Origin of the sequence: Serratia odorifera (genome assembly GCF_041448735.1) — a bacterium.
In the GTDB taxonomy this organism is placed as follows: Bacteria; Pseudomonadota; Gammaproteobacteria; order Enterobacterales; family Enterobacteriaceae; genus Serratia_F; species Serratia_F odorifera.
In genome coordinates, this window is record NZ_JBGMUT010000004.1 from 122,802 (window position 1) to 135,857 (window position 13,056).

The following is a 13,056-nucleotide window of genomic DNA, read 5'->3' on the forward strand; positions in this document are numbered from 1 at the left end:
CGCCACGGCGCATGCATATTTGTCTTCTTGTTTAGCCAGGGTTCATTAAGCACTGATTAAGTTGGGCTTTTCGTCAAACTCAAGATCGTAATGCTATGACGTATCGCCCATTGATTCTCTGGCTGCTGTGCTATGCGACGGCATGGACGCTGCTGACCTACCTACTCGATCCCACCGTGCCTTATGACGCCGTCGAGGCGTTAAACTGGGGCACCAACGCCGAATGGGGTTCACCCAAAAACCCGTGGCTGGTGGGGGCGATGATGCAGCCGGTCGTTCGGCTGCCGTGGCTGTCGGTGCCGCTGTATTGGTATGCGGTGCATTTTATGGCAATCGCCATTGGCATGCTGGGAGTATGGTTGTTGGCGCTGCGTCTTGGCGGCAGTCGGCGACTGGCCTGGCTGGCGCTGCTGACGCTCAATGTCTCTGGCATTATCAATATCGATATCATCCCCTATAACGATAATTACCTGTTGGTGATGCTGTGGCCGTGGCTAATGCTGTGCTATTACCAGGCGATCACGCGCTCCGCCAACTGGTGGCCAGCGGTGGCCGTGGTGGCCGGTTTGGCGATGATGGCCAAATATTCTACCGCTGTTCTGGTTGGCGGGATGCTGCTGTCGACGCTGTGGGTAGCGCCTCTCCGCCGCTGCTATCGCCAGCCGCCATTTTACCTGGCGTTGGCTATCGGTCTGGCGTTGGTATTGCCGAATGCGCTGTGGCTATGGCAGCACGATTGGGTGGCATTCAGGTGGGTGGATTCACAGATAAAACGCCAGCTTAACCCTGGTATCCTGCTGACGCTGCTGCTGGTGTTTTACCCCGTTTCGCTCCTGTGGCTGATGCTGCGGCGGGCGGGGGCGGTTCTGTCCTGGCCCGATGAGATGGCAATACGGGCGCTGCTGTGGATTTATCTGCTGCCGCTTTGCGCCATCATTGTATGGTTTTCGTTTAACGTCGGCGGCCGTTTGACCGAATGGCTGCAACCCTGGCTGATACTGGCTCCGCCGTTGCTGGTTGGCTGCGTGCGGCAACCGCCAAGCGGTTCATTGCGCGCGGCGATGCTGGGGTTGGGTTGTGCCGCGCTGGTGGTCTATCTGGGCTATGCGGCGGTAATGCTGGCCAACGTGCGCAACGCCGGGCAGAAGATGGTGGGTATCAAGGCGTTCAGCCTCGAGGTTGAGCAACGCTGGCGACAACGCTATCACAGTGAGCTGCGTTATGTCGGCGGCGATTATCTGTCCCAATGGCTGACGGTGTATGCCGATTCCCGACCGCAGATCGTGACGCGCTGGACGCTTGCTACGCGACCGAACATCTATAACGCCGATCTCAGCGCCACGCAGATTGCACGGCATGGCGTGGCGTTGATGGGGCGATTGGGCGAGCGCTGCGCGCAGAGTCGCTTTAACGGCGCGCTGGACAGCTGGCCGCAGCTGCGCATCGACTGGCAGCAGGAGCTGCCGTTCCAGGCCGATCCGCATGCTGAACGGCAGACGCTATGCGTGGCATTTGTCAGGCCGCAGCCGCGCTAACGCCGCCGCACCAGCCATCGTCACTCAGTAGGCGATCACCAACTTGCCCTGCATGTGGCCTTCCAGCAGTTTACGGTGTGCGGCATTCAGCGTTGCCACCGTCAGCCCTTGCAGCGTTTCGCTCAGCGTGCCGTTGAGTTTGCCTTCATCCAGCAGTTGGGCTACCTGTTGCAGGATCTCGCCCTGACGGGCAATATCCGGCGTGGTGAACATGCTGCGGGTAAACATGAACTCCCAGTGCAGTGCCGCGCTTTTTAATTTCAGCGCGTTTTGATCCAGCGGCCGTTCATTTTCGACGATCGTGCAAATGTGTCCCAATGGCGCAATCAATTCGCTCAGCGCCTGCCAATGGCCGTCGGTATCGTTCAGGCACAGGATATAGTCGACGCTTTCAATGCCTTCTTTTGCCAGGTTACCTTGCAGATCGTGATAATCCACCACCAGTTCGGCACCACGTTCACGGCACCAGGCGGCGGATTCCGGGCGCGAGGCGGTGGCGATCACCTTGAGCTTGCTGCGCAGCGCGGCCAGCGGGATCGCCAGCGAACCGACGCCGCCAGCGCCGCCGACGATCAGCAAGGTTTTACCGGCTTGCGCGTGCTGGATCTGCAAATGTTCGAACAGCGCTTCCCAGGCCGTCAGCGCGGTGAGCGGTATTGCGGCGGCTTCGGCCCAGTTCAGGCTGCGCGGCTTGTGGGCGCTGATGCGTGAATCAACCAACTGGTGGCTGGCGTTGCTGCCGGGGCGGGTGATATCACCGGCGTACCACACTTCATCGCCCGGTTTGAATCCGCTGACGCTGCTGCCTACCTCCAGCACTACGCCGCTGGCGTCCCAGCCGAGAATGCGCGGCTGTTGCAGACCGTTTTTTTGCAGGCCGGCATGCACCTTGGTATCTACCGGATTAACCGATGCGGCCTTCACCGCCACCAACAGGTCGTACTGACCCGGAACCGGTTTCTCGGTACTGATTTCGATAAAGTCGGCAGGGTTGGCGGGATCGACGGCAATTGCTTTAACAGACATGATAAGTCTCCTGTTGAATGAATAACCACAGTGTAGACCCGTGGCCGATGAATGATAATATGGACAATAACTAACTCAGAGTTCGTCTCAGGTGAACAATATTGTTTAAGCAATTGCAGGATATGGCGTTATTTGCACTGGTGGCAGAGTGCGGCAGCCTTACCGCTGCGGCGAAGCGAGCCGGACTGCCGAAATCCAGCGTCAGTCAGCGCATCAGCCAACTGGAAAGTACGCTGGGGCTACGGCTGCTCAACCGTACCACACGCCAGCTGAACCTGACATTCGCCGGCGAACGCTATCTGGTGCATTGTCAGGAGATGCTGAGCGCCGCCGAGCGCGCCGATCTGGCCTTGCAGCGGCTGCGGGATAATCCCAGCGGCCGTTTGCGCGTGTCTACCCCGGCCGGGCTTGGCGCAACCTTGCTGCCGTGGCTGGCGACCGATTTTCAGCGTCAATATCCGGACGTGTCGCTGGAAGTGTCGGTATCCGACGCCATGGTCGATCTGGTGCAAGAGGGGTTTGATGTCGCGCTGCGTACCGGCAAGCCGCAGGATTCCTCGCTTATTGGCCGCCGACTGGGCCATGCGCCACGCTATCTGCTGGCGTCACCGGCGTATCTGGCGCAGTTCCCGCCGATCGTGCATCCACAGCAGCTGTCGCTGCATCGCTGCATTGCCCATCGCGCCTGGACGGCGTTGATATTGCGACGTGAGGACGAGTATTTCCGCTGGCAGTTGCCGAGCGCACATACCACCGATAATTTGCTGTATGCGCGGGAATGTGCGCTGGCCGGAGCCGGTATTACCTTGCTGCCGGCGTTTCTCAGCCGCGAAGTGGTGGCCAGCCGGGGATTGGTGGAGGTGTTGCCGCAATGGCGGGCGGAAGGCAATGAACTGTATCTGGTGTATCCGAGTCGTAAATTGAACTCACCGGCGCTGGCCTGTTTTATCGACGTCGTCATGCAGCACCCGGCGTTTGCCGATTACGGTCAGGCGCTGTCGCCTTAACGCCACGACGCAAGCCAATAAAAAAGCCCGCACTCCAAGTTGCGGGCTTTTTGCTGCAGAAGACGGCTTATTTGGCGATCTTCTTGTACTTGATGCGGTGCGGTTCCAACGCCTCGGCGCCCAGCGTGCGCTTTTTGTATTCTTCGTATTCGGTGAAGTTACCTTCAAAGAATTCCACTTTGCCCTCATCCTGGTAGTCCAGAATGTGGGTGGCAATGCGGTCAAGGAACCAGCGGTCGTGCGAGATTACCATCGCGCAGCCCGGGAACTCCAACAGGGCGTTTTCCAGCGCGCGCAAGGTTTCGATGTCCAGGTCGTTGGTCGGTTCATCCAGCAGCAATACGTTGCCGCCCACTTGCAGCAGCTTGGCCAGATGCAGACGGCCACGTTCACCGCCGGACAGTTCGCCTACGCGCTTGCCCTGATCGACACCCTTGAAGTTGAAGCGGCCGACGTAGGCGCGGCTTGGCATTTCGGTGTTGCCGATGCGCATGATGTCCTGACCGCCGGACACTTCTTCCCATACCGTCTTGCCATTGTCCATGCTGTCGCGGAACTGATCGACGGAGGCCAGCTTGACGGTATCGCCCAGCACGATACTGCCCGAATCAGGCTGTTCCTGGCCCGACATCATGCGGAACAGGGTGGATTTACCCGCGCCGTTCGGGCCGATAATGCCGACGATGGCGCCTTTCGGTACCGAGAACGACAGATCGTCAATCAGCACGCGGTCGCCATAAGACTTGCGCAGGTTGCTGACTTCAACCACCTTGTCGCCGAGGCGTGCGCCAGGCGGAATAAACAGTTCGTTAGTTTCGTTGCGTTTTTGGTATTCGGTGCTGTTCAGTTCTTCAAAGCGAGCCAAACGGGCCTTGCCTTTGGACTGACGACCTTTGGCACCTTGACGCACCCACTCCAGCTCTTTTTCGATGGATTTGCGACGCGCCGCTTCGGCAGAGGCTTCCTGCGCCAGACGCGCATCCTTCTGCTCCAGCCAGGACGAATAGTTGCCTTCCCACGGGATGCCTTCGCCGCGGTCCAGTTCGAGGATCCAGCCGGCGACGTTATCCAGGAAGTAACGGTCGTGGGTAATCGCCACCACGGTGCCTTCGAAGTCATGCAGGAAACGCTCCAGCCAGGCCACGGATTCGGCATCCAGGTGGTTGGTCGGTTCGTCGAGCAGCAGCATGTCCGGTTTTTCCAGCAGCAGGCGGCACAGCGCGACGCGGCGGCGTTCACCACCGGAGAGGTTGGCGATTTTGGCATCCCATTCCGGCAGGCGCAGCGCATCGGCGGCACGCTCTAGCTGGGTGTTGAGGTTATGGCCGTCGTGAGCCTGAATGATCTCTTCCAGTCGGCCCTGTTCCGCGGCCAGCTTGTCAAAATCGGCGCCTTCTTCGGCATACAGCGCATACACTTCATCCAGGCGTTTCAGCGCGCCTACTACTTCTGCCAGCGCTTCTTCCACCGATTCGCGAACGGTGTGTTCCAGATTCAGCTGCGGTTCCTGCGGCAGATAGCCGATCTTGATGCCAGGCTGCGGGCGCGCTTCCCCTTCGATGTCGGTATCGATGCCGGCCATAATGCGCAGCAGGGTGGATTTACCCGCACCGTTCAGGCCCAGCACGCCGATTTTGGCGCCGGGGAAGAAGCTGAGGGAGATGTTTTTCAAAATATGACGCTTCGGCGGGACAATCTTGCCGACGCGATGCATGGTATAGACGTATTGAGCCACGGTGCTCGAGCCTCGCTATATCAGTTTTATAGGATGTCTGGGGCGGGAGTGTAGCCCGTTTTGCCGTTTGATCCCAGCCATCAGGTGACGATCGCCAAGTATAACGGGAAATGCGCCTTTGCAGGCGCATTTTGCGGTGATTTATGGGGTGACGATAATGGAAACGCGGCGGTTTTCGGCGCGGCCGCTGGCGGTGCGGTTGTCAGCCACCGGATCGCGTTTGCCGCGGCCACGGGTTTCGATGTTGGCGCGCGGAATGCCGACGCTGGCCAGCAGATCGGCCACCGCATTGGCGCGGCGCAGCGATAGCCGATCGTTATAGCTGTCTTCGCCGTAGTTATCGGTGTGGCCGTCCAGGCGGAATTTGACGATATCGACGCTGAGCAGGGCGCGGCCCATTTTCTGCACCGTTTCGGTGCTGGCAGGGTTCAGCTTGCCGATATTATTGCCAAACAGCACCTTGTCCGACATGCCGAATTCCCAGCCGTTATCGGTCAACTTGAACCCTTGCGCCTGCAGCAGTGCCACCTGCTCCGCCGTCAGTCCCTGTGGTTTGCTCTGGCAGCCCGCCAGAGCCAGCACGGCAATGAACATCATGGCCAACAGTGCGAAAGGTGTTTTAGACAATTGCTGTTTCATAATTTTTCCCTGATTTTAATTATTTGGCTGCGGCGCTTTATTTGTGGATCGCGAGCCGCCAGCCTCCATTGTAACGATGCTTTGCCTGATACATCGCATCGTCGGCTTCATGCAATAAACCCTGAGGCGTTGCCGCATGCTCAGGATAAAGGGCAATACCAATGCTGAGCGAGAGCACCATCTGCTGCTCGTTCGGCAGCGTTACCGGCTGTGTCATGCAGTCGATAATATTGTCGGCTATCCGCGTGACGTCCTCGGTGCCGTGAACCGGAGCCAACAGCACCGCGAATTCATCGCCACCCAGGCGTGCCACCAGATCGCCATCGCGCAGCTGTGCGCGGATGCGTCCGGCGATAGTGGTCAGTACCGCGTCGCCTGCCGCATGTCCGTAACTGTCGTTCACCTCCTTAAAGCGGTCGCCGTCAATAAACAGCACCGCCAGTTTTGTTGTGGCGTCGCTGTCGCTCACTGCGCGGCTCAGCCGACCTTCGAAAAAGGCGCGGTTGGGCAAGCCGGTCAGGCTGTCGTGCGTGGCGCGATGGGTGAGGGAGTCGTTCTCCTGTTTGAGGTGCGCCTGCCAGGCTTCCAGCTCATCAAGCAAGCCATTGAAATCACTGCTCAATTCGTGTAGTTCAGCAATCGGCGCCGAGGGTACGCGCAGGCCAAAGGTACGATCGCGCCGCACCGCATGCGCCACATTGGCAATATCGTCCAGCGAGCTGACGATGCCGCGCAGCATGCGCCGCGACAGCACCAGGGCGCACAGGGTGCTGAGCGCCAGGCAGGCGAGCATGCCGATCAGGCCGCGTAACAAAAAGCGCAGCAGGCTGCCGCCGTGGCCGCTCAGCCACACGGTGCCGACCTGTTTGCCGCCGTGCACGATCGGCAGCACCACGGCTTCTGGCAGCGCCCAGCGGGCGACCATCTGCTCAAGGCCATGCAACGGCCCGTCTTTGGGGTGATGCCAACTGGCCAGCACTTTATTGTGGCTGTCGATGATACGCGCTTCCGACACTTCTTCATTGGAGGCGATCATCATCAGCGTATCGCGCACTGCGGTGCGGTCCTCGAACACCACTGCGGCCTCGACGGTATAGCTTATCGAACGGGCGATCAGGTGCAGGTTATGATCGGCATAGGCGCGCAGCGCAATCAGCGCCACCAGCGTCAGAAATACCCCGGCGGTGCCAACGGCAATCAGCGCCAATCCCAGGTTCATGCGCTGCAATACCCGGCCTAGCGTCGGGCGTGACTGACCCGAACGGTTTTTGCGCAACAGGTTCATGGCGATGGCTCCTGTTTGCGCGCCAGTTGTAATACGTTCGGATGCACGCGCACGCCGCTGCGCGCCAATGCGTCCAGATTGACTTTAAACCCGACTCGATCGCTGTCCAGGTTTTGCAGACAGAAAGCGCTGCCGGCGGAACACTCGACGTCGTTTTCGCTGATGCTGAGAATCGAGTGGCCGGCGATACGGTGAATAAAGTCCTGCCGTTGTGCGTGGCTGACATCGCCAAGGTAGATCACATCGCAACTGCTGCTTAGCGCCGGGCTGTCAAACGGCAGACTGAGGGTTTTTATCGGGTGCGGCGCACCGAGCAGCACCGGGTCGAACAGCCCGGCGGCATAACGCGTGGGGGCAGTGACACACAGGCGAATGGGGTTGGGCTCGCTCGGCCAACGCGCATAGCTGATGATACCGACCACTATGGTGGTAACGGCATGGGTGCGTGTCTGTAGCGGATCGACCGCGTTGGGGCGTGCATGGCTGCTGCATGCCATCAGCAGCAACAGAGCCACAAGATAGGGACGTGCGGCAATCAGGCTCATCAATGAACCTTGCGAACCTTTGGCCACTTTGTTGGCAAGTTGCAACATTGTCATCTGCCGATTCCGCCCATGCTTGCAGCCCCGCGACGGCAGCGAAATAATAAATAATCTGGCCCGGATGAAGGGGAAGAGATATTGCTGAAATCTATCAACTGCACAATTTAATGAACATTTTATAACCCACAATTTGCGCGGATTGTATTATAAGCCTTAGCTGATGTGCGCTTTATGTGCCGTTTTCTCGGAATTATCCTACCTGTTTTTGCACTAAAAAAAACGACAAACCGGTTTTACCCGGCTTTTTATTTGACGTTCGCACTGTAATTCAGCGTGTACGCGACGCGTTGTGCATTTTTCCGCTGTTTTTCATCTACAGTAATGAATGGATAGGCTTTTGTGCTGTCTATGATAAAGCGTCACTTCTGGCGCAACCTATTTGTTCTGGCGTGGTATCCCACGGCAGGGCGTGAGACACTCGTGGAGTGAACATCACGGCTCGTTGACTGCTGGCGCGGCGCGGCAACGGGGCGTCGGCTCCAGGCACCACAATCAGCGAGGATAGAATCAGTATGGTCAAGGTGGACAAATGGCGGTTTCTGGCGGTGGGTTTTTGCCTGACGGCCTTTTCGGGGATGGCTGCGGCGGATTCGCTGGATGCTCAACGCCAGCGCTACCAGCAAATCAAGCAGGCCTGGGACAATCAGCAAATGGATGTGGTGGCGCAATTGATGCCAACGCTGCGTGATTATCCGCTTTATCCGTATCTGGAGTACCGTCAGCTAACGCAGGATCTTGGCAGCGTCGGCTATTCGCAGGTCAGTACGTTTATTCAGCAGCACCCGACGTTACCGCCGGCCAAGTCGCTCTCCTCCCGTTTTGTCAACGAACTGGCGCGTCGCGAAGACTGGCGAACGCTGCTGACGTTCAGTCCACAGGCGCCAAAACCGGTCGCCGCCCGCTGTAATTATTACTATGCCAAATGGGCAACCGGCGATCGCCAGGCCGCCTGGGCCGGCACGGAAGAGATCTGGCTGTCTGGCAAGTCGTTGCCGGGCGCTTGCGACAAGCTGTTCAGCGTCTGGCAGGCCGCCGGCAGGCAAACGCCGCTGATCACGTTGGAACGCATGAAGCTGGCATTGAAAGAGGGTAACAGCGGGCTGGTGAACCATCTGGCGCGGCAATTGCCGTCGGATTACCAAACCATGGGTGATGCGCTGGTCAGCTTGCAAAACGATCCGGCCAGCGTCGAAGCGTTTGCCCGCAGCGTCGGCCCGACCGATTTCACCCGTGCGGCAACCGGCATCGCCTTTGCCCGTTTGGCGAGACAGGATGCCGAAAATGCCCGTCTGATGATCCCGACCCTGGCCCGTTTGCAAAAGATGAGCGAAAGCGAACGACTGGAGCTGGAGGAATCGGTCGCCTGGCGTCTGATGGGCAACGACGCCAGCGATGAACAGGCGCAGTGGCGCGACGCGGTGATCCTGCGCAGCCAGTCGCCGTCGCTGCTGGAGCGTCGGGTGCGTATGGCACTGGGCGCTGGCGATAAGACCGGGCTGAAAACCTGGCTGGCACGGTTGCCGGAGGCGTCGCGCAATAAAGATGAATGGCGCTACTGGCGCGCCAGCGTATTGATCGATCAAGGTCAGCGCAGCCAAGGCGAAGAGATGCTGCGTAACCTGATGAACGATCGCGGTTTCTACCCGATGGTGGCGGCGCAGAAACTGAACGTCACTTACCCAGTGATGGTGGCAGTGGCCGCTACGCCGCGCGCCCCACTGGTCAGCGGCCCGGAAGTAGCCCGAGTGCGGGAACTGATGTACTGGAATATGGATAACCTGGCGCGCAGCGAGTGGAGCTCCTTTGTGGCCAGCCGCAGCCGTCCGGAACAGGAAGCGCTGGCGCGTTACGCCTTCGATCAGAAATGGGCCAACCTGAGCGTTCAGGCGACCATCGTCGGTAAAATGTGGGATCATCTGGAGGAGCGTTTCCCGATGGCCTGGCCGGACGAATTCCGCCGCGCCACCGATGACAAAGGTATTACCCCTAGTTATGCGATGGCGATCGCACGCCAGGAAAGCGCCTGGAACCCGAAAGCGCAATCGCCGGTGGGGGCCGCCGGCCTGATGCAGGTGATGCCACGCACCGCCCAGCACACGGTGCAGAAGTTCGGCATTCCTGGCTATTCAAGCCAGAGCCAGCTGTTTGATCCGCAAACCAACATTACCATTGGTACCCAGTATCTGGAGTCGGTCTATCAGCAGTTTGGCCGCAACCGTATTCTGGCTTCGGCGGCGTATAACGCGGGACCGTCGCGGGTCAATACCTGGCTAGGCAGCAGCGATGGCCGCATCGACGCGATCGCATTTGTCGAAAGCATTCCATTTTCGGAAACCCGCGGCTACGTGAAGAACGTGCTGGCCTATGACGCGTTTTATCGCTACTTCATGCACCAGCAGGCAAAAGTGTTAACCGATGCCGAATGGCAGAGGCGTTACTGATTTCAGTTTCGTTATGGTATGCTGCTGTACTAGTTAAATAGTATGGTGGCTGCCATGACGCAATTATCACTTAACGATCCCGCTCTTTCAGAACAAGGCAATGAAGATTGGCTGCGCTTCGTCGCGCTGTTGCAGAACGCCTTTGACCAGGATCTGCACCAGCCGTTGATGCAACTGCTGCTGACGCCGGACGAGCGCACCGCGTTGGGTACGCGCGTGCGTATTATTCAGGAACTGATGCGCGGCGAGATGAGCCAGCGTGAACTGAAGAACGAGCTGGGGGCCGGGATTGCCACGATAACCCGTGGCTCCAACAGCCTGAAGGCGGCACCGCCGGCGCTCAAGCAATGGCTGGAACAGCAACTGCTGGGCGAAGCACAGTAGCGCCGCGCCCAGGCGGTTTACTGATTCGGGGAACTGGCGATGTGGTTTTGGTAAATCGGATTAATGAAAGGCACCAGCGCCAGCATTAACGCCTGTTGATAGACGCTGGTGCGGCTTAAACGCCCGTCGGTGAAGAAGCCGATAGCCCCGCCCTGGCGCTTCACTTCGGCATTACCGGAAATATCCGCCATTTCGCTCCCCAGTTCGCGCCCTGCACGGATCCCCTGTAAAATCGTTTCCGGCAGCATCAGGCTGGCTGAGCGCGACTCGCCACGGGTGTGTGGATTCTCGATGGTCATCCAGGCGAATGTCATATTATCTTCAATGCCAGCCTCGACGCCGACCCAGAAGTCGGCTTCCGGGCGTACCTGCCGCGCTTCCATCACGCGCTGGCGCGCGCCGGTGCGGGTTTCGGCATTGCCGATGGGTTGCAGTGAGACGCCGCTTGCGACGTCAAGGGGTTCGATGCGGCATTGGCCGGCACCGAAGGTATCGTCAAAGGCCAATTGAATAGCCTTGATCTTTGCCGGGTTGGTGGTAGCAGCAACAACATGGTACATAACGGGTTTAGCATCCTTAAGCTAAGAGCCTATCCTGAATACCGGGCACGGGCGCATGCGCTTGACCTCGGAAGATAAACTCAAGTTTCACGCAGTATAACGGAAAAGAAAAATGTTACAGGTATACCTCGTTCGCCACGGCGAAACGGAATGGAACGCGGCTCGCCGCATCCAGGGCCAATCTGACAGCCCGTTAACCGCCACCGGCGAACACCAGGCCCATCTGGTTGCCAAACGTGTCAGTGGTGAAGGTATCACGCACGTGATCACCAGCGACCTGGGTCGAACCCGCCGCACCGCGCAAATCATCGCACAGGCCTGCGGTTGCGAGGTGATCGACGAGCCTCGCCTGCGTGAGCTGCACATGGGCGTTCTGGAAGAACGTCTGATCGACAGCCTGACGCCGCAGGAAGAGCAGTGGCGCAAGCAGATGGTCGATGGTACTGCCGACGGCCGTATCCCTCAAGGTGAATCGATGATCGAACTGGCGGAACGCATGCGTGGTGCGCTGGAAAGCTGCCTGATGTTGCCGGAAGGCAGCAAGCCGCTGATTGTCAGCCACGGTATTGCGCTGGGCTGCCTTATCAGTACGGTACTGGGTTTACCGCCGTATGCCGAACGCCGTCTGCGCCTGCGTAACTGCTCATTGTCACGGATCGATCACCAGCAGAGCCCGTGGCTGGCGTCGGGCTGGATCGTCGAAACCGCGGGCGATGTGTCGCATCTCGACATGCCCGCGCTGGACGAATTACAGCGTTAACGGCGAATCGGGATCAGGTATTCGCAACTGATCTCGGTTGGTGGCTGCGGTGGTCGGCGACTCCCCTTGGGGTAGAAGCGTTCGACATCGTGGCCTTTGCGACGCGTCAGCTTTAGCGCCGGCAAACAGGTGCCGTACAGCGTCAGGATAAAGTCCTGCAGGCCCGAGCTCGGTCCTTCGTAGCGGAACAGCGCGTATTCGCCGCCTTGTAGCATGATAGGCTGGCCTTCCGACACGTTGTCCGGCACGTGATGCGGTTCGAGCGCGGTGGTGTACAGCACTTCCTGCTCGTCGTCTTTTTCCTGGCTTGGGCGCGAGTGGTGCAGGCCGTACAGCACCGGTGGCAGCGTATCGCTGTCGCCGAGATATTGTCGCCAGAATTGCGCGCGCAGTTCGGTGCGGAAGTTGGAGATCTGTTCCAGCGTGCAGGAATAGCTTTGCGTCAGGCCAATCAGCTGCTGTTCCGGCAAGCTAATGAACTCCGGTTGCGGCAGGGTAAACGCCCCCAGACGGATCGGCGGGCAGATACCGAATGCGCTCCAGTCCTCGGAACGACGATACAATGCCGGCGTCTGCGCAAACTGTTTTTTGAATGCGCGCGTGAAGGTCTGCTGTGAGTCAAAGCGGTACTGCAGAGCGATATCCAGAATCGGTCGGCTGGTCAAACGCAGCGCCACCGCCGCTTTGGATAGTCGTCTGGCCCGGATGTATGCGCCGATGGCATGACCGGTAATATCTTTGAACATCCGTTGCAGATGCCATTTTGAGTAGCCCGCTTTTGCCGCCACGTTATCCAGTGACAAAGGTTGGTCCAAATGGCTTTCCAGCCAGCTAAGCAGATCACGAATGATACCGGCTTGATCCATAGATCTTCCTCGTAGAGCTTTTGGGGTCGGAACCCGAACTGTTTATTCAATGCGCGGGTGCCTGTCACGAACGCTTGTCCCAAGCGGTTCTGCGTTGCACTCTTTGCCACCTGATGCCTGCATGGCCAACGTGTGAAGGGGCAATTCTTCCTTCAGGCGCAAAGAAATAACGCCGCCGCATGATAGCAATTTTTTTCGTTTGAGACTTCCAAAGAT

12 protein-coding genes are annotated in these 13,056 nt (G+C 58.7%); 5 read left to right on the forward strand and 7 right to left on the reverse strand.

The window, feature by feature from the left end:
- Positions 1-95 precede the first annotated feature (95 nt).
- Positions 96-1,535, forward strand: coding sequence for a glycosyltransferase family 39 protein (locus tag ACCC84_RS13115; RefSeq protein ID WP_198773257.1), 1,440 nt, complete (start codon positions 96-98; stop codon positions 1,533-1,535).
- A gap of 24 nt (positions 1,536-1,559) precedes the next feature.
- Here ACCC84_RS13115 and ACCC84_RS13120 read toward each other — a convergent pair whose 3' ends face one another.
- Complete coding sequence (locus tag ACCC84_RS13120; protein WP_198773258.1) at positions 1,560-2,561, reverse strand: zinc-binding alcohol dehydrogenase family protein; 1,002 nt, start codon at positions 2,559-2,561, stop codon at positions 1,560-1,562.
- Between the two features lie 101 nt (positions 2,562-2,662).
- On the opposite strand from ACCC84_RS13120, the gene ACCC84_RS13125 reads away from it, so the two are divergent.
- Positions 2,663-3,568 (forward strand): LysR family transcriptional regulator, encoded by a 906-nt coding sequence (locus tag ACCC84_RS13125; protein ID WP_198773259.1) that lies wholly within the window; start codon positions 2,663-2,665, stop codon positions 3,566-3,568.
- A 67-nt stretch (positions 3,569-3,635) separates the two neighbouring features.
- Here ACCC84_RS13125 and ettA read toward each other — a convergent pair whose 3' ends face one another.
- From ettA to yfiR, 4 genes are all read right to left on the reverse strand, one after another.
- Positions 3,636-5,303, reverse strand: a complete 1,668-nt coding sequence (ettA, locus tag ACCC84_RS13130; RefSeq protein WP_039991193.1) for an energy-dependent translational throttle protein EttA — start codon at positions 5,301-5,303, stop codon at positions 3,636-3,638.
- Between the two features lie 141 nt (positions 5,304-5,444).
- The gene (yfiB, locus tag ACCC84_RS13135; RefSeq protein ID WP_004955510.1) at positions 5,445-5,942 is read right to left on the reverse strand and encodes an outer membrane lipoprotein YfiB; all 498 of its coding nucleotides are present in this window, start codon (positions 5,940-5,942) and stop codon (positions 5,445-5,447) included.
- Positions 5,943-5,979: 37 nt separating this feature from the next.
- Positions 5,980-7,227, reverse strand: a complete 1,248-nt coding sequence (dgcN, locus tag ACCC84_RS13140; protein ID WP_371901987.1) for a diguanylate cyclase DgcN/YfiN — start codon at positions 7,225-7,227, stop codon at positions 5,980-5,982.
- The gene (gene yfiR / locus ACCC84_RS13145; RefSeq protein ID WP_198773261.1) at positions 7,224-7,826 is read right to left on the reverse strand and encodes a regulatory sequestration protein YfiR; all 603 of its coding nucleotides are present in this window, start codon (positions 7,824-7,826) and stop codon (positions 7,224-7,226) included. The genes dgcN and yfiR overlap by 4 nt, the downstream gene beginning before the upstream one ends.
- A gap of 524 nt (positions 7,827-8,350) precedes the next feature.
- Here yfiR and sltY point away from each other — a divergent pair.
- Both sltY and trpR read left to right on the forward strand, forming a co-directional pair.
- Positions 8,351-10,270, forward strand: coding sequence for a murein transglycosylase (gene sltY / locus ACCC84_RS13150; protein ID WP_371902002.1), 1,920 nt, complete (start codon positions 8,351-8,353; stop codon positions 10,268-10,270).
- 54 nt (positions 10,271-10,324) lie between these two features.
- Positions 10,325-10,654, forward strand: coding sequence for a trp operon repressor (trpR, locus tag ACCC84_RS13155; RefSeq protein WP_039991191.1), 330 nt, complete (start codon positions 10,325-10,327; stop codon positions 10,652-10,654).
- Positions 10,655-10,671: 17 nt separating this feature from the next.
- On the opposite strand, the gene yjjX is transcribed toward trpR, so the two are convergent.
- A complete protein-coding gene (gene yjjX, locus ACCC84_RS13160) occupies positions 10,672-11,214 on the reverse strand; it encodes an inosine/xanthosine triphosphatase (RefSeq protein WP_004955505.1) in 543 nt (180 codons plus the stop codon).
- A 112-nt stretch (positions 11,215-11,326) separates the two neighbouring features.
- Here yjjX and gpmB point away from each other — a divergent pair, with 112 nt between their 5' ends.
- Entirely contained in the window at positions 11,327-11,974 is a 648-nt protein-coding gene (gpmB, locus tag ACCC84_RS13165; RefSeq protein WP_004955504.1) for a 2,3-diphosphoglycerate-dependent phosphoglycerate mutase GpmB, read from the forward strand.
- On the opposite strand, the gene robA is transcribed toward gpmB, so the two are convergent.
- Positions 11,971-12,840 (reverse strand): MDR efflux pump AcrAB transcriptional activator RobA, encoded by an 870-nt coding sequence (gene robA / locus ACCC84_RS13170; protein WP_004955503.1) that lies wholly within the window; start codon positions 12,838-12,840, stop codon positions 11,971-11,973. The two genes, gpmB and robA, sit on opposite strands and share 4 nt — an antisense overlap.
- Positions 12,841-13,056: the final 216 nt, after the last annotated feature.